The 14,276-nt window shown below is 64.7% G+C and carries 12 protein-coding genes and 1 pseudogene; 7 read left to right on the top strand and 6 right to left on the bottom strand.

Going from position 1 to position 14,276, the window contains the following annotated elements; all coding sequences use genetic code 11:
- The first annotated feature begins 153 nt into the window (after positions 1 to 153).
- The 5 genes from M3I56_RS30480 to M3I56_RS30500 all read left to right on the top strand — a co-directional run bounded on the left by M3I56_RS30480 (position 154) and on the right by M3I56_RS30500 (position 6,014).
- Entirely contained in the window at positions 154 to 1,824 is a 1,671-nt protein-coding gene (locus M3I56_RS30480; protein WP_254357107.1) for an acyl-CoA synthetase, read from the top strand.
- 311 nt (positions 1,825 to 2,135) lie between these two features.
- On the top strand, positions 2,136 to 2,453 hold the full coding sequence (locus tag M3I56_RS30485; protein WP_254357108.1) for a hypothetical protein: 318 nt from the start codon (positions 2,136 to 2,138) through the stop codon (positions 2,451 to 2,453).
- A gap of 802 nt (positions 2,454 to 3,255) precedes the next feature.
- Entirely contained in the window at positions 3,256 to 3,849 is a 594-nt protein-coding gene (locus M3I56_RS30490) for a YigZ family protein (protein ID WP_254357109.1), read from the top strand.
- Between the two features lie 157 nt (positions 3,850 to 4,006).
- Entirely contained in the window at positions 4,007 to 5,449 is a 1,443-nt protein-coding gene (gene fliD / locus M3I56_RS30495) for a flagellar filament capping protein FliD (protein ID WP_254357110.1), read from the top strand.
- Positions 5,450 to 5,768: 319 nt separating this feature from the next.
- The gene (locus M3I56_RS30500; RefSeq protein WP_254357111.1) at positions 5,769 to 6,014 is read left to right on the top strand and encodes a DUF2964 family protein; all 246 of its coding nucleotides are present in this window, start codon (positions 5,769 to 5,771) and stop codon (positions 6,012 to 6,014) included.
- 24 nt (positions 6,015 to 6,038) lie between these two features.
- Here the strand turns inward: M3I56_RS30500 and M3I56_RS30505 are convergent, their stop codons facing one another.
- On the bottom strand, positions 6,039 to 6,653 hold the full coding sequence (locus M3I56_RS30505) for a hypothetical protein (protein WP_254357112.1): 615 nt from the start codon (positions 6,651 to 6,653) through the stop codon (positions 6,039 to 6,041).
- Positions 6,654 to 6,712: 59 nt separating this feature from the next.
- Positions 6,713 to 7,111 (bottom strand): hypothetical protein, encoded by a 399-nt coding sequence (locus tag M3I56_RS30510; RefSeq protein ID WP_254357113.1) that lies wholly within the window; start codon positions 7,109 to 7,111, stop codon positions 6,713 to 6,715.
- An 807-nt stretch (positions 7,112 to 7,918) separates the two neighbouring features.
- Between M3I56_RS30510 and M3I56_RS30515 the strand changes: the two genes are divergently transcribed.
- Positions 7,919 to 8,323, top strand: a complete 405-nt coding sequence (locus M3I56_RS30515; RefSeq protein WP_028202557.1) for a helix-turn-helix domain-containing protein — start codon at positions 7,919 to 7,921, stop codon at positions 8,321 to 8,323.
- Positions 8,324 to 8,366: 43 nt separating this feature from the next.
- On the opposite strand, the gene M3I56_RS30520 is transcribed toward M3I56_RS30515, so the two are convergent.
- Positions 8,367 to 9,992, bottom strand: coding sequence for a sensor domain-containing diguanylate cyclase (locus M3I56_RS30520; RefSeq protein WP_254357114.1), 1,626 nt, complete (start codon positions 9,990 to 9,992; stop codon positions 8,367 to 8,369).
- Positions 9,993 to 10,157: 165 nt separating this feature from the next.
- On the opposite strand from M3I56_RS30520, the gene M3I56_RS30525 reads away from it, so the two are divergent.
- Positions 10,158 to 11,747: an inorganic phosphate transporter gene (locus tag M3I56_RS30525; protein ID WP_254357115.1), complete on the top strand. Its 1,590-nt coding sequence runs from the start codon at positions 10,158 to 10,160 to the stop codon at positions 11,745 to 11,747.
- An 82-nt stretch (positions 11,748 to 11,829) separates the two neighbouring features.
- Here M3I56_RS30525 and ppk2 read toward each other — a convergent pair whose 3' ends face one another.
- The 3 genes and pseudogenes from ppk2 to M3I56_RS30540 all read right to left on the bottom strand — a co-directional run.
- A complete protein-coding gene (gene ppk2 / locus M3I56_RS30530) occupies positions 11,830 to 12,759 on the bottom strand; it encodes a polyphosphate kinase 2 (protein ID WP_254357133.1) in 930 nt (309 codons plus the stop codon).
- A 110-nt stretch (positions 12,760 to 12,869) separates the two neighbouring features.
- A complete protein-coding gene (locus tag M3I56_RS30535) occupies positions 12,870 to 13,250 on the bottom strand; it encodes a glyoxalase/bleomycin resistance/extradiol dioxygenase family protein (protein WP_254357116.1) in 381 nt (126 codons plus the stop codon).
- A 234-nt stretch (positions 13,251 to 13,484) separates the two neighbouring features.
- Positions 13,485 to 14,147 (bottom strand): annotated as a pseudogene (locus M3I56_RS30540) (FadR/GntR family transcriptional regulator); the annotation flags it as partial.
- Between the last annotated feature and the right edge of the window lie 129 nt (positions 14,148 to 14,276).

The following is a 14,276-nucleotide window of genomic DNA, read 5'->3' on the forward strand; positions in this document are numbered from 1 at the left end:
TTTCCTGGGTTAGGTCAATCTTTGGGTCGATCTTGCCGGGCGGACCGTGCGTCGCGACCCGCTCTGTCGCGCCGGCGACAGACTGGCGTGCGCGGCCCTGCTACGGTAGCGCGAATCATATCGACAAACCAATAGCCGTTCGGAGACACCGCCATGTTGCACCCCTACGAAGAAGGGCTCGCGCAACGCGAAGCCAACTATGTGCCGCTCACGCCGATCGATTTCATCGCCCGCGCCGCCGAAGTCTATGGCGACCGCGTGGCCGTCGTCCACGGCGACATACGCCGCAACTGGCGCGAAACCTATGCGCGCACGCGGCGGCTCGCGAGCGCCCTCGCGCAGGCGGGCATCGGCCGCGGCGACACGGTAGCGGCGCTGCTGCCCAACATCCCCGCGATGGTCGAGGCGCACTTCGGCGTGCCCATGCTCGGCGCGGTGCTCAACACGCTCAACACGCGACTCGATGTCGCGACCATGCTGTTCATGCTGCGCCATGGCGAAGCGAAGGCGTTGATCGTCGATACCGAATACGCAGCGCTCGCGCAGCGCGCGGCGCTCGAATTCCCGAACCTCAAGATCGTCAGCGTGGCCGACATCGCGGCCGCCGACCCCGAGTGCTTCCCGCGTGCAACCGACTACGAGGCGTTCCTCGAACAAGGCGATCCCGAGTTCGCCTGGGAGCCTCCGCGCGACGAATGGGACGCCATTGCGCTGAACTACACCTCGGGCACGACGGGCGACCCCAAGGGCGTGGTCTATCACCATCGCGGCGCGTACCTCAACGCGGTGAGCAACATCCTCGAATGGGACATGCCCAAGCACGCCGTGTATCTCTGGACGCTGCCGCTCTTTCACTGCAACGGCTGGTGCTTTGCGTGGACCGTCGCCGCGCGCGCGGGCGTGAACGTGTGCCTGCGCAAGTTCGACGCGAAGCTCGTGTTCGACCTCATTCTCAGCGAGCGCGTCACGCACTATTGCGGCGCGCCCATCGTGCAGGGCGCGCTCGCCGACGCTCCCGCAGCCTATCGCGAAGGCATCGCTCACACGGTGCACACGATGGTGGCCGGCGCGCCGCCCGCGCCGGCCGTGATCGCGAAGATGAAGGCGATCGGCATCGAACTCACGCATGTCTATGGCCTGACCGAGGTGTACGGCCCCGCTACCGTGTGCGCGGTGCAGGCGCGCTGGCAGACGCTGCCCGACGAGGAGCAGGCGCGCCTCACCGCACGTCAGGGCGTGCGCTATCACCTGCAAAGCGGTGTGAGCGTGCGCAATGCGCAGACGATGGAACCCGTGCCCGCCGACGGCGAAACGCTCGGCGAGATCATGTTCCGCGGCAACATCTGCATGAAGGGCTATTTGAAGAACGAGCGCGCGACGGAAGAATCCTTCCGCGGCGGCTGGTTCCACACGGGCGACCTCGGCGTGATGACGCCCGACGGCTACGTGCGCATTACCGACCGCAGCAAGGACATCATCATCTCGGGCGGCGAGAACATTTCGAGCATCGAGGTGGAAGACACGCTGTATCGCCATCCGGCCGTCGCGCTCGCCGCCGTCGTGGCGATGCCCGACCCGAAGTGGGGCGAAGTGCCTTGCGCGTTCGTCGAACTGCGGCCCGGCGCGAGCGCCACGGCCGAGGAAATCATCGCGCACTGCCGGCTCTTTCTCGCGCACTTCAAGGTGCCGCGCGCCGTGCGATTCGGCGAACTGCCGCGCACGGCCACGGGCAAGATCCAGAAATATGAGTTGCGCGCGCAACTAGGTTCGCAAAGCGCAATCGACGTCGCTGGCGCACAACCCGCGCCGAAAACACCCCGGTAAGAACGACAGGGGGACCTGCTGGCCGGTACAAGTGACGCATTCGGGCGGCCAGCGCCGCCCGAATGTAACGTCAGTTGACAACACGACCCCCTATGGCTTGTTCCCGATTGTCAGGCGTGACGCTTAATCCTTTCTGCATCAAGGGCCGACTGTTAGATTGGCCTTTCTCGCATGAAGAATCGTATGAAACGAAAGCTTACAAGTGGTCACGTATTCCTCCGCATCGAGCCGATAAGCTTTGAACCGTGGTCGCAACACAAAGGCATTCCGGTGCCACGTGACTGACGACGCAACCAAAGAGGAGGTAACTCATGAATACGAAGAGCTGGAAGACCCCCGCCCGCGCCATCGCCGCAGCACTGATCGCCGGCGGCGCACTGATGGGCGCATCGAGCGCCTTCGCTCAATCCGCCCCGTATGGGCTGCGTGCCGAATCGGCGCCGCAATACGGTCAACCGCACATGATGCCGGTGGACGCGCACGTCTCGATCGGCTGGCACGAAAACCGTTACTACGACGGCCACCGTTATTGGGAACACGATGAGTGGATGCACCATCACCCCCACGATCCGGGTCCCCAGCACTACCGCGACGACGACCGTCGTCCGCCGCCCCCGCCGCGTTACTGATCCGCATGACGTACGCGTGATCCAGGCGCCGTCTTCTCCGGAGGCGCCTGAAGCGGCACACCGAGGCCGGTCTTCCCCCAGGGGAGACCGGCCTCGGCGCATTTCGGCGCCTTACTTCGCCCTGTGCGTGCGAGCGCACGGATATCGTTCGGCATACGAATCAATTCTACCGCGATGCCCGCCACATGGCGGATCCGGCCTGCCGCGCAGCGCGCCGGACACGCCCGGAAAGGCAGACGTCAGTAATTGCAGGTAATGAGGAAGAGTTGCCGGCCGCACGGCCCGCGGCTAACGTTGATGGGCGTTTCGTTCCCCGGAGCGCACGGTGTATTCTCATTGCCCGGCCAGAGATGGCCGGGATTTTTTTTGCGCGCGAATGAGAACACTAGCGCTCTTCGGGCGCCAGGCGCACCAGGTTTTTTTTCCGATTGCGGACGCAATTTTGCGGACGTAAGGTGGGATTGCCTCTTGAGAACAGGCGAGCCTTGTGACCCCCGGTCGTGACACAGTCCGACCGGGGATTTTTTGGCTTCTGTGCTTTGGAGCATCGCGTCTGCCACAACGGTACAGCGGCGCCGCGAAAGAAAGAACGATGACGGATCACCGAATGAGGAGTTCGGCTTCGCTCCAGCCAGAGCTAGATCCGTCATGCCGTGCATTATCCGGGCTGAAGGCCGGGGCGTCATTAGCCTCTAACGCAAAGAACCATTACGCAAACTGACAAGATATGGGGACGGACGTCGAAAGCCGGCCCGTGCGCATCGGTTAACATGGGGGTTTCGCCTGCAGTGCCAGCCCGCTTGTGCCAACTTTCACGCTCGCCCATCCCGTCAGCGCGGAACTCGATATCCGCAAGAGCCGCTTCATCGCGCACGCTATTCCTGTTGCCCACCGCGAAGCGGCCATGGCTGAAATCCGCCGTCTGCGCGACGAACATCCCACCGCCACGCACGTTTGCTGGGCGCTGCTCGCGGGCGGCCAGTCCGGCATGTCCGACGACGGCGAACCCTCCGGCACCGCTGGCCGCCCGATCCTCGAAGTGCTGCGCCATCACGACCTGGACGGTGTGCTCGCCGCCGTGGTGCGCTACTACGGCGGCGTGAAGCTCGGCGCGGGCGGCCTCGTGCGCGCCTATACCGAGGCCATTGCCAGCGCCTTGCATGGGGCCGAACGCGTCGAGCGCATCGCGCAGGCGCGCCTCACCGTCGAACTCGGCTATCCCGACGAAACCCGCGTGCGCCACTGGATCGACCAGCAGCAGTTCACGCTCGTGGAAAGCCAGTACGCCATGACGGTCCGCCTCACGATCCAGTTGCCCGCCACCGCCGTGGACGCCGCGCGCACCACGCTCACCGACCTTACACAAGGCCGCTCGGGCTTCCCCGAGCACGCCTGAAGCGGGCGGCCGGCTGCCTCCACAGCGCCGGCCACATACTTTTCAAAATCTTTTCATTTCTTTCATCAAGTTTCATGAAAGCTTGCCGTAATGAAAGCATGGCCGCGCATTCGCGCGTTCCGTCGACTCGACGCACCAGGACGAACGGACTTCTTTCATGGCAAGCACGATCACGAACACCACGACCGCCAGCGCGAACAGCGCGCTGAGCGACGCCGCCCAGTCGATCATCAGCGGCACGACCAACTCCTCGCTCGACGTCAATCAGCTCGTCAAGGCGCTCGTCAACGCAAAGATCGCGGGACCAAGCGCCATCCTCAGCGCGAAGCAGACCGCCAGCAACACGACGCTATCGGCGCTCGGCACGCTGAAGTCGGCGCTCGCTTCGCTCCAGACCGCACTCGAGCCATTCAAGGATGGCGCCGCGCTGCAACGCTTCACCGCCACGACCAGCGAGAAGGACAAGGGCTTGAGCGCGGTGGCTGGCAAGAACGCCGTGGCGAGCAGCTTCACGGTCGAAGTCGATCGCCTGGCGACGGCGCATAAGCTCGCGTCGGACAGCTTCGACACGGGCGAGACGCTCGGGGAAGGCAGCCTCGACATCTCGATGGGCGGCAAGTCCATGCACCTGACGATCGCCGCGGGCAGCAACAAGCTCACCGACGTCGTCGCGGCGATCAACCGGGCGAAGGACAACCCCGGCGTCACGGCTTCGATCGTCAACGGCGCCGACGGTCAGCACCTCGTGCTGACCGCGAACAAGACCGGCGCGGCCAACGCGATCGACGTGCAGGCGGGCCCGGGCCTCGATGCGCGCCTCGCTTCCTCGCAGATGCGCGAAGTCGAGGCAGCCGGCGACGCCGAGCTGCGCATAGACGGCACGCGCGTCACGAGCGCGAGCAACACAGTCGAAGGCGTGGTGAGCGACATCGCGATCAAGCTCGCGAGCGCCTCGGTGGGCACGAAGCAAACGCTCACCATCGCCCCCGACACCGAAGCGACAGGCACCTCCATCCGCGAAGTCGTGAAGGCGTACAACAGCTATGTGGATGCCCTGAACGGGCTGACCTCCTACACGGCCGCAACCGGTTCGACGAGCGCGCAAGCGGGCGCCCTGCTCGGCGACTCGATCGCGCGCACCCTCGCGGCGAGTCTGCCGGCGGTCGTTTCGGCGGGCGTGAAGGGCAGCGACGGCGTGACCCATTCGCTGGGCGAGATCGGCATCAAGCTCGACAAGAGCGGCAAGCTTGAGATCGACGACGAGACGTTCAAGAAGGCGCTGCAGCCGGGCAACAGTGCAATTGCGGCGCTGTTCGGCAGCGGCGGCATGACTGCGAAACTCAACAGCGCCATTACGCCCTACGTGCAGTCGAGCGGCATCATCGAGCGGCGCAGCACGGCCATCAACAAGGAGTTCGACGACATCAAGAAGCAGTCGTCGATGCTCGATGTGCGTGCAACCCAGCTCACCGCGAAATTCAACCGCCAGTTCACCGCGCTCAATAACCTCATGTCGATCATGAACAACAACCAGCAATATCTGACACAGCTCTTTGGCGGCGCAAACAGCGCGGGCGCGCTCGCCACGAATCACAAATAAGGCTTGAATGCGCGGGCTCGACGCTAGCAAACGTCGACGGCAGACGAAAAAAAAGGCCGCCGAGTGAATCGGCGGCCAACAGGGGACGTGAAGAACAACCGCGAATCGAACTATCGAATCGACCCGACCGCTCCATCATGGCGAGCGAAAATTAAGACAAACTTAAACGCGCGCAAAAAACGATCGGGAATTCCGGCGCGCGAGGGCGCAGGCAATTGAAAGAACGCGTAATAATGGGCTGGCTATACTTGATCTGGTCCGGGCCGCTCGTTCATTCGCGCCCGCATGACCGTCTTCTACCCAACCCGGAAGAGCCGCCATGTTTGATCGACTGCATCGATTTATCGAAGGCGCAGGTCCCGAGCGGCGCCATCGCGTCTGGAGCAAGCTGCGCATTTTCGTGGCCGCAATGGGCACGCTCGGCTCTGCCGCCGGCATCGCCATCGCGGTGGTCGGCCTCATCAACTTCGACCACCAGAAGGTGATTGCCGGCGTGGCCGTCATCATCGTCTGCACGGCGATCTACGTGTCGATCCTCGTGCGCGACCGCAATCGCGCCGACTAGCCACGCCGCCCTGGCGTCACGGCCTCACTGCAAGTTCTGGCCGTCGCGCGTGACATGCACGGCGGTCGCGCCCACGTAGTCGGCGCGAATGCTGTCGCCCACCTTGATCGATTCGAGCGGCACGTCCGGCGGCGCCACCACCACGACCGTGCGGTTCGGTCCGCGCAATGCGACCTTGCGGCTCTTGCGGTCGATCTTCTCCACCGTCGCGATCACCTGCACGCTGCGCGCCGTCGCCGTCATGCCACCGGAAGCGGGCGTGGTCGCGACCGTATCGACGCGCGAGCGTATGCCCCTCGTGGCCATCTTTTCGACGCGCAGCAGCAACGCCTCCTTGTAGAGGATGTTCACATGATCGCCGGGCTTGAGCTTGCTCACGTCGCCGACTGCCGGATCGACGGCGACCGTCACCAGGTTGCGTCGCGCGCCGCGCAGCGTGACCGAATTGGTGGCGGCGTCGATGCTCACGACCGTCGCCGTGGTCTGCACCTCGCCGATCTGCAGCGCGGCGTTGGGCGCACTGTCAGGCGCGGCATCGGACGCCGTCTGCGCAAACAGCGGCACCTGCGGCGACGCACCGAGGGCAAGCACGAGTATGGCGCCGCGCAGCGGCGCGGAAGAACGATAGCGCGTGGACATGTAGCCTCCTTGTGTGGATCGTGAATGGCAAGAGAGCGGCATGGCGCCGCTCTCACGCGTCAAGCGCTGTTCATGCAGGCTACTTCGGCCGCACAGCGCAGGTAATGGGCATACACACGCTCGCGTTCCTCGTTGGCGAGCTGACGCTTTTCGGCAAGCCGCAGCATACGATGCCGGTCCGCGCCGAGCGTTTCGTAGTAGCGCTCGGCATGCAGGCGCTTGAAGCGCGTATAGAAGTCCGGGCCGGGCAGGCCCGAATCGGTCGAGAGCAGCGAGGCATAGTCGGCCTCGCGCGGCTCGCACAACGCGGCCGCCGCCGCCTCGAGCTTTTCGTAACGCACCCGCAACGGCACCTCGCCCGCGAACAGGGCATGAAACGCACCGTACGGCACGAGTGAGCGCCGGCTCGCAGCGCGGCGCAACAAACGACTTACCTTTTCATCGAGTTCTTGATTCATCCGCAGCGGCCAGAAAGCGGGCCGCCGCCCATGCCGCGCATCGTGTGACGAAAAGCGCAGACGCATTTGGCGGCCCGGCAGGATTCAGGGACCCGTTTCGATACGCGATACGCTGCGCGGCGAATCCGGCATTCTGCATTCGTTCATTCGAATCCAATCCGCATTGGAATCGATTCGAAATGTTTGCGAAAACATTCTGCACAAAAAAATCAAATCACTCCCTGAAATTGCTCCATCGCCGTCGCCACCCATGCCGAGGCATGCCATTTTTTACCAGACAGCGGCCGAACACGCTAACAAACATCTAAAGGTGCGACCGCCGCTATTTAATTCATATTGGGTAAGAGCGATTCAACTCAATATATGCTGAATACCGAATTAGTCATACAAAACAATGCGGAGTGTTGCTTTCCAATCTTCGAGCAATTAAGTCAGGTTAACTGGCTGCAATGGGAGCAAACTTCCCATTGCGGGAACGGCACGAAATGGCGGCGTCCATTGTTGACCAACGCGAGTCGGTTGTTTTTTCCCATTAGTTCAGGATTATCCACAAGTCAAGCAGACTATTTTTCCGCTAGCTATACACATTCCCTACAAAAACAATTATTAATATCCGCTGCGGAACACCGAGGCGTTTCGCAACAAGCGCCCTTCACCGGGCGTCGATTTCGCCGTCCGTCATGCTCCCGCGTCACCGCACCGGCGCCGGGTCCATGGCAAGCGACAAGACCCGCTTGCAGGAAGGGTTACAGGAGCGGCACATCCGCATTGCCGCGTGTCCGGAATCTTTCGTCGACGAGTGAACACATGCTTACCCGAACCGAGAACCTGCCGAGCGTCGCGAGAAGAATGGCCGCCGGCCAGATGTTGATGGAAGGCGCGACCGTGAATAGCGTCGCCGACTCACTCCACCTTTCCGCCCAGACGGTGAGGCGCTACAAGTCCATCGTCGAGGACGGCGGACTCGCCGCGCTCCAGCAGATGAGCGTGGGCGGCCGTCCTTCGGTGCTCGATCAAGCCGCGCTAGGCTGGATCGCGAGCGCCCTGCACGGCTCCGCTCGAGAGCACGGCTTCGCGAGCGATGCGTGGACCAATAGCCGCGTGCGCGAGTTGATCGGCCGCCAGTTCGGCGTGCACTATTCGCGCGTCTATACCTGGCAGATCGTCTCGAACCTCGGCCTCGGCCACCGGCTGTCGAAATCCGCGCGCTGAACGGGATGGAGGGCGTCGCGCGCCGCACGAAAGCCGGCGCGCCTCAGCCTCGCGTTGCGGGCGCATCGCGGCCTCGGGTTCCGGCCTCGGAGTCCACCAGCGGCTGCGCCCCCTCGCCCGTCCATTGCTGCGACCGGACCTGATTGCGGCCCGCTTCCTTGGCCTCGTAGAGCAGGTGGTCGGCAGCGGCCAGCAGCTTCGCCCCGCTGCCGCCCTCCGGCGGATTGCAGCTCGCACACCCCGCGCTCACCGTCACGCACCCATGGTGCGTACCACTCAGCGTGAGTTTGTCCGACTCGATGCGTTTGCGGATCTTCTCCGCCATGCGCGTCGCGGCGTCGAGCGCCGTGCCCGGCAGCACCACCGCGAACTCTTCACCGCCAAAGCGCGCGGCGAGATCGGTTGCGCGCCGCGATCCTGAAGCGATGCGCCCGGCCACGAACACCAGCACCTCGTCGCCGGCGGCGTGCCCGTAGGTGTCGTTGAAGAGCTTGAAGTGGTCGATATCGAAAAACAGCACGGCAAGCGGCGTGCGTTCGCGCACCGCGTGATGCCATTCCTCCGCGAGACGCCTGTCGAGCGCGCGGCGGTTCGCAAGCCCCGTGAGCGGGTCGGTGACGGCGAGGCGCAGGAGCTTGCCCTCGGCCACCACCTTGTCGCGCAGCGCGAATGCGAGCATCCAGGACACCACGACCCATGCGCCGCCAAACACCGTGGTCATCACCAGCGCGATATAGCTGCGCCGCCGCCAGCCGGCGAGCACATCCTCCACGGCGGGCGCGACGACGACGATGAACGGCGAGTTGCCCACGTGCGCAAAGGTGTAGATGCGCTCGACCCCGTCGATGGCCGAGTGCGACGTATAGGTGCCGGCGTCGCGACGCGAAAAGAAGGCGAAATTGGGCAGGTCCGCGTAGCTCGAGCCGGCGCCGCGCGTCGAGGGCGGCTTGCTCGCGAGCAACGTGCCGTCGCGCATCAGGATGAAGAGGTGGCCGCCCGGGCCCAGGTCGATGCGCTCGAGCAGCTGATCGAGATAGTCGAGGCGCACCCCGAGCAGCGCGACGCCCGCAAACGAGCCGTCGGGCGCGTTGATGCGGCGCGTGAGCCCGATCGTGAGCGCCCCGCCGCGCAGGCGGGAATGGAACGGCTTCGAAAAGAACAGGCCCACATGGGGGTCGCGCTGCTGCGCGATGAAGTAATCGCGGTCGGCGAACGAAATACCGGCGGGTGAGGCGTCGAAGGCGTTGCTGCGCGAGGCTTTGACATGGCCCGTGGCGTCGATCACGTAGGCCCCGCCGAGCCTCGACGCCGCAGTCGCCCGGTCGAACAGCACGCGCTGGCGCAGCGCTTCGGGCATGCTCCAGGTCTGCGGCTGCTGCGCCGCCTGGACCACGGCCTGCAGCGACAGGTCGTAAATCTCGACGTTGCGGGCAATGTCGTTGCTGATGAGCTGCACGAGGTTGCGCGAGTTCTCCTGCGCGTGGCGCAGCTCCTCGGCGCGGCCCTCGTAGAGCGCCGCGTAGGTGAGGATCGCCATCACCGTCGCGACGAGCGTGCCGGAAAGACCCGCGAAGAAGGGATAGTTGCCGATCAGGCGCGTCGCCGCCTTCGCCCGCGCGTGGGCCCAGCGGTGCACCAAAAGACGCAGCGAAAGAACCCGTTTTGGCATCTGCGCAATCCTCTTGCTGACGGCGCGATTCATTCGATGGAGCGCCGGTCCGTCGGGCATGCATCGGGCATGGCTGGCACGAATCCGTCATCAAACGGACACCTGGGCGGGTCACGATCGAAGGCGAAACCTTTGCCCACTCCCTCCCCCAGGAGCCCGCCTGCCATGCCAGAATTTTCCCTGTCACCGCAACCGGGCGCCGCCCCCGCACGCGGGCGCAACGCCAGCCTGCTCGCCTTCCTTATCGTCATCGCCGCAGGCGCGGTGTACGTGGGGATGCATCTCGCCGACGACCTCTCGGCGGTGCGCGAAAGCTCGGCGATGCCCTGGATCCTGCTCGGCATCGCGCTCATGATCGCGCTCGGCTTCGAGTTCGTGAACGGCTTCCACGATACCGCGAATGCGGTCGCGACCGTCATCTATACGCACTCGCTTTCGCCCAATATCGCCGTGATGTGGTCGGGCGCGTGGAATTTCCTCGGCGTGCTCACCTCCACCGGCGCGGTGGCCTTCGGCATCCTGCAACTGCTGCCTGTGGAACTGATCCTGCAGGTGGGCAGCAGCGCGGGCTTCGCCATGGTGTTCGCCCTGCTCATCGCCGCGATCATCTGGAATCTGGGCACGTGGTATTTCGGCCTGCCTTCGTCCAGCTCACATACGCTGATCGGCTCGATCATTGGCGTTGGCCTCATGAACCAGCTCATGCACGGCGCGAACGGCACGAGCGGCGTGGACTGGAGCCAGGCGCTCGGCGTGGGCAAGTCGCTGCTCTTTTCGCCGATCGTCGGCTTTTTGCTGGCCGGCCTGCTGCTGCTCATCCTCAAGGCCGTCGTGCGCGTGCCCGCGCTCTACTCGGAGCCGAAGGGCAAGGAACCGCCGCCGTTCTGGATCCGCTCGCTGCTCATCCTCACCTGCACGGGCGTATCGTTCGCGCACGGCTCCAACGACGGCCAGAAGGGCATGGGCCTCATCATGCTGATCCTGATCGGCACGGTGCCCACGGCCTATGCGCTGAACCGCGCCGTGACGGCCGAACAGACGCAGACCTTCGTCGCCGTCGCGCACGACGCCACGCGCGCGCTCGAGCGCTACACGAACGGCGTGGCCGCGCCCGCCGATCCGCGCGCCGACGTGGAACGCTTCATCGGCCGCCGCACGATTTCGAGCACGACGGTGCCCGCGCTCGCCGCGCTGTCGAACCAGGTGGCCGAACAGGTGCACGGCTACGGCTCGCTCGCGGCAGTGCCACAGTCGGTCGTCGATAACGTGCGCAACAACATGTACGTGGTTTCCGAGGCGATCCGCCTGCTCGACAAGCAGAAGGCGGTGCCCTTCTCGGCCGACGACCTGAAGTCCATCAACAACTTCCGCAGCCAGATCGACCACGCGACGAAATTCATCCCGACGTGGGTGAAGGTCGCCGTGGCGATCGCGCTGGGACTCGGCACGATGGTGGGCTGGAAGCGCATCGTGGTGACGGTGGGCGAGCGCATCGGCAAACAGCACCTGACCTACGGCCAGGGCGGCTGCGCGGAGGTTGTGGCGATGGTAACGATCGGCGCGGCGGACGTGTACGGTCTGCCGGTCTCGACCACGCATGTGCTCTCCTCGGGCGTGGCGGGCACGATGGCCGCGAACGGCTCGGGCCTGCAATGGAATACGGTGCGCAGCCTCGTGATGGCGTGGGTGCTCACGCTGCCCGCTTCGATCGTGCTGGCGGGGGCGCTTTATTGGGTGTTCAAGCACGTGTTCTGAGCACGAACGGCCAGAGAAAAAGCTGCGCTCCCTGTAAGGGGAGCGCAGCTTTTTAATTGAATGCTGCGAACGGGCCAACCCCTCAATACATATCCGGAATGAACATATCCTCCGGCACCGGCTGGCGAATGTAATCCGGATGATGCACGCGCGCCGGCAGCGTGACTTGCGGATGCTCGATCTCGTGATACGGCACCTGGCTCAGCAAGTGGTGAATGCAGTTCAGGCGCGCGCGCTTCTTGTCTACGCCCTGCACGACCCACCACGGCGCCTCGGGAATGTGCGAGCGCTGCAGCATCACTTCCTTCACGTGTGTGTAGGCCTCCCAGCGGCGGCGGCTTTCGAGGTCCATTGGCGAGAGCTTCCACTGCTTGAGCGGATCGTCGATGCGGCTCTGGAAGCGCACTTCCTGCTCGTCGTCGGTGATCGAGAACCAGTACTTGACGATCTGGATGCCGCTCCTCACGAGCATCTTTTCGAACTCGGGCACCGAGCGGAAGAACTCATCGTATTCGTCGTCGGTGCAGAAGTTCATCACGCGCTCCACGCCCGCGCGGTTGTACCAGCTGCGATCGAACAGCACCATTTCGCCGCCCGCCGGCAAATGCTGCACGTAACGCTGGAAATACCACTGTGTGCGCTCGCGGTTGTTCGGCGCGGGCAGCGCGGCCACGCGGCACATGCGCGGGTTCAGGCGCTGCGTGATGCGCTTGATGACACCGCCCTTGCCCGCCGCGTCGCGTCCCTCGAAGATCACGACGAGCCGGTGCCCCGTGCTCACGATCCAGTCCTGCATCTTCACGAGCTCGCCCTGCAGACGGATCAGCTCGCGGAAATAGACGCGGCGCAGCGCACGCGCCTCGTCGCTGATCTGCAGACCGCTCTCCTGCAGCCGGTCGTCGACCTCCATTTCGAGCTCTTCGTCGTAGGCGTCGATGAGCTCTTCGTTCAGACGCCGGCGGCGATGCAGTTCGGCTTCCTGCTGTTGCTCATCGCCTTGTTCGGCGTCCATCGTGCGGTCCAGTTCATTCATGGCGACTCTCTCCTTGGTCGATATGCTGTCAACTCGCGCCACTATCGGCGCAGCGAGTGTCACGAATATTTCAAATGCATTGCGGCGGCTCAAGTGAGCGGCCTGGCGAAGCTCAGCTCGTGGCCGTCCGGATCGACGAGATGGAAATAACGCTCGCCCCACGGCGCGTCGCGCGGCGCGAATTCTGGCCTGGCGCCGGTCGCCAGCGTGTGGGCGTAAAAGGCGTCCACGTCGGCGACGTAGAGGATCACGCGGCCCCAGCCGTTCACCGCGCCGTGCGGCCCCTCCAGCAGGTTCAGATAGCAGGCGCCGGCCGCGCCGCCCAGTTCGAACGACGCAAAACCCGGCACCGCCGGCCCGGCTCTCTGCACGAAGCCGAGCGCCTCGTAAAAGGGCATCGACCGCGCGACGTCGCTGACGGTCAGCGTCACGGCGCTCAACGCTACGATTCGCGCGGCGCGTTGGTTCATCTGTTCCTCCTGCTCATACGGCCAGCTTCGGCGTGCGGCCCGGAATGAGGCCCGTCGGCCCGATCAGCCGACTTTAGCAGCGTTCGCGCGCCCGGCGCGGGCCGCTGGCTTTTCCTTTGCGCCAGGAGGTGCCTTACGCGCGGTTTTGCGCGCCGGCGGCTTGCCAGCCTGCGCCGCCGCTGGCGCGGCGCGCGGCACATCGTCACTGGTTGGACCACTTTCCGGCCAGCCGATCTCCTCTCCCACCCGCGTGCGAACGAAGTCGATGTGTGTCTGCATCGCGGTGCGCGCCTCCTCGGGACGCCGCGCAACGATCGCGTCGCACAGCGTGCGGTGCTGCAGCAGCAACTGGTCCGGCGCGTCTTCGTTCTGCACGCGCAGCCCCGTGCCGTTGATCGTGATGTGCTCGCGCAGCACGCCCAGCACGCTCGTGTGCAGATGCAGGAACATCGCGTTGTGCGAGGCCTGCGCGATCACTTCGTGCAGCTTCGCATCGGTGTCGGCTTCGGCAGCCTTGTCGTCCACTTCGCGCGTGCGCTCCAGCTCCTGCATCAGCGCGCGAATGCGCTCGAGATCCTCGTCACTCGCGCGCAGCGCCGCAAAATACGCGGTCGCGCCTTCCAGCACGCGACGAAACTCGAGGATGTCTTCGCGCAAGGCCGGATGATCGGCCACGAGTTGCCCCCACGGCGAAGCAAAGCCCGTGCGCAGCTGGTCGGTGACGAACACGCCCGCGCCCGGCCGGCTCTGCACGAGGCCGCGCGCGGCCAGGCGCTGGAGCGCCTCGCGCACCGTGTTGCGCGCCACGTCGTACTCCAGCGCGAGCACGCGCTCGGAAGGCAGCTTCGCCCCCGCACGCCAGGTGCCGTCGAGCAGCGACGTCTCCATCTGCCGCATCACGGTCTCCACACGCCCGCGCGTGCCTGCCCTGTCCCTCATTGTCATACCCGAGTCTCGTTCTAGCTTGCGACAAGTGGTCCAACCAGTTTGAACCGTTCGCCCGAAGCGGGAATTATGCGCCCAAAC

It is taken from the genome of Paraburkholderia sp. CNPSo 3281 (assembly GCF_024206515.1).
Lineage (GTDB): Bacteria > Pseudomonadota > Gammaproteobacteria > Burkholderiales > Burkholderiaceae > Paraburkholderia > Paraburkholderia nodosa.

What these genes read in the sequence shown, in the direction of transcription:
- M3I56_RS30485 (WP_254357108.1), top strand. Translation starts at nt 2,136, where the DNA reads ATGAATACGAAGAGCTGGAAGACCCCCGCCCGCGCCATCGCCGCAGCA.
- M3I56_RS30515 (WP_028202557.1), top strand. Translation starts at nt 7,919, where the DNA reads ATGCTTACCCGAACCGAGAACCTGCCGAGCGTCGCGAGAAGAATGGCC.
- M3I56_RS30525 (WP_254357115.1), top strand. Translation starts at nt 10,158, where the DNA reads ATGCCAGAATTTTCCCTGTCACCGCAACCGGGCGCCGCCCCCGCACGC.
- ppk2 (WP_254357133.1), bottom strand. Translation starts at nt 12,759, where the DNA reads ATGGACGCCGAACAAGGCGATGAGCAACAGCAGGAAGCCGAACTGCAT.
- M3I56_RS30505 (WP_254357112.1), bottom strand. Translation starts at nt 6,653, where the DNA reads ATGTCCACGCGCTATCGTTCTTCCGCGCCGCTGCGCGGCGCCATACTC.
- M3I56_RS30510 (WP_254357113.1), bottom strand. Translation starts at nt 7,111, where the DNA reads ATGAATCAAGAACTCGATGAAAAGGTAAGTCGTTTGTTGCGCCGCGCT.
- M3I56_RS30520 (WP_254357114.1), bottom strand. Translation starts at nt 9,992, where the DNA reads ATGCCAAAACGGGTTCTTTCGCTGCGTCTTTTGGTGCACCGCTGGGCC.
- M3I56_RS30480 (WP_254357107.1), top strand. Translation starts at nt 154, where the DNA reads ATGTTGCACCCCTACGAAGAAGGGCTCGCGCAACGCGAAGCCAACTAT.
- M3I56_RS30535 (WP_254357116.1), bottom strand. Translation starts at nt 13,250, where the DNA reads ATGAACCAACGCGCCGCGCGAATCGTAGCGTTGAGCGCCGTGACGCTG.
- M3I56_RS30500 (WP_254357111.1), top strand. Translation starts at nt 5,769, where the DNA reads ATGTTTGATCGACTGCATCGATTTATCGAAGGCGCAGGTCCCGAGCGG.
- fliD (WP_254357110.1), top strand. Translation starts at nt 4,007, where the DNA reads ATGGCAAGCACGATCACGAACACCACGACCGCCAGCGCGAACAGCGCG.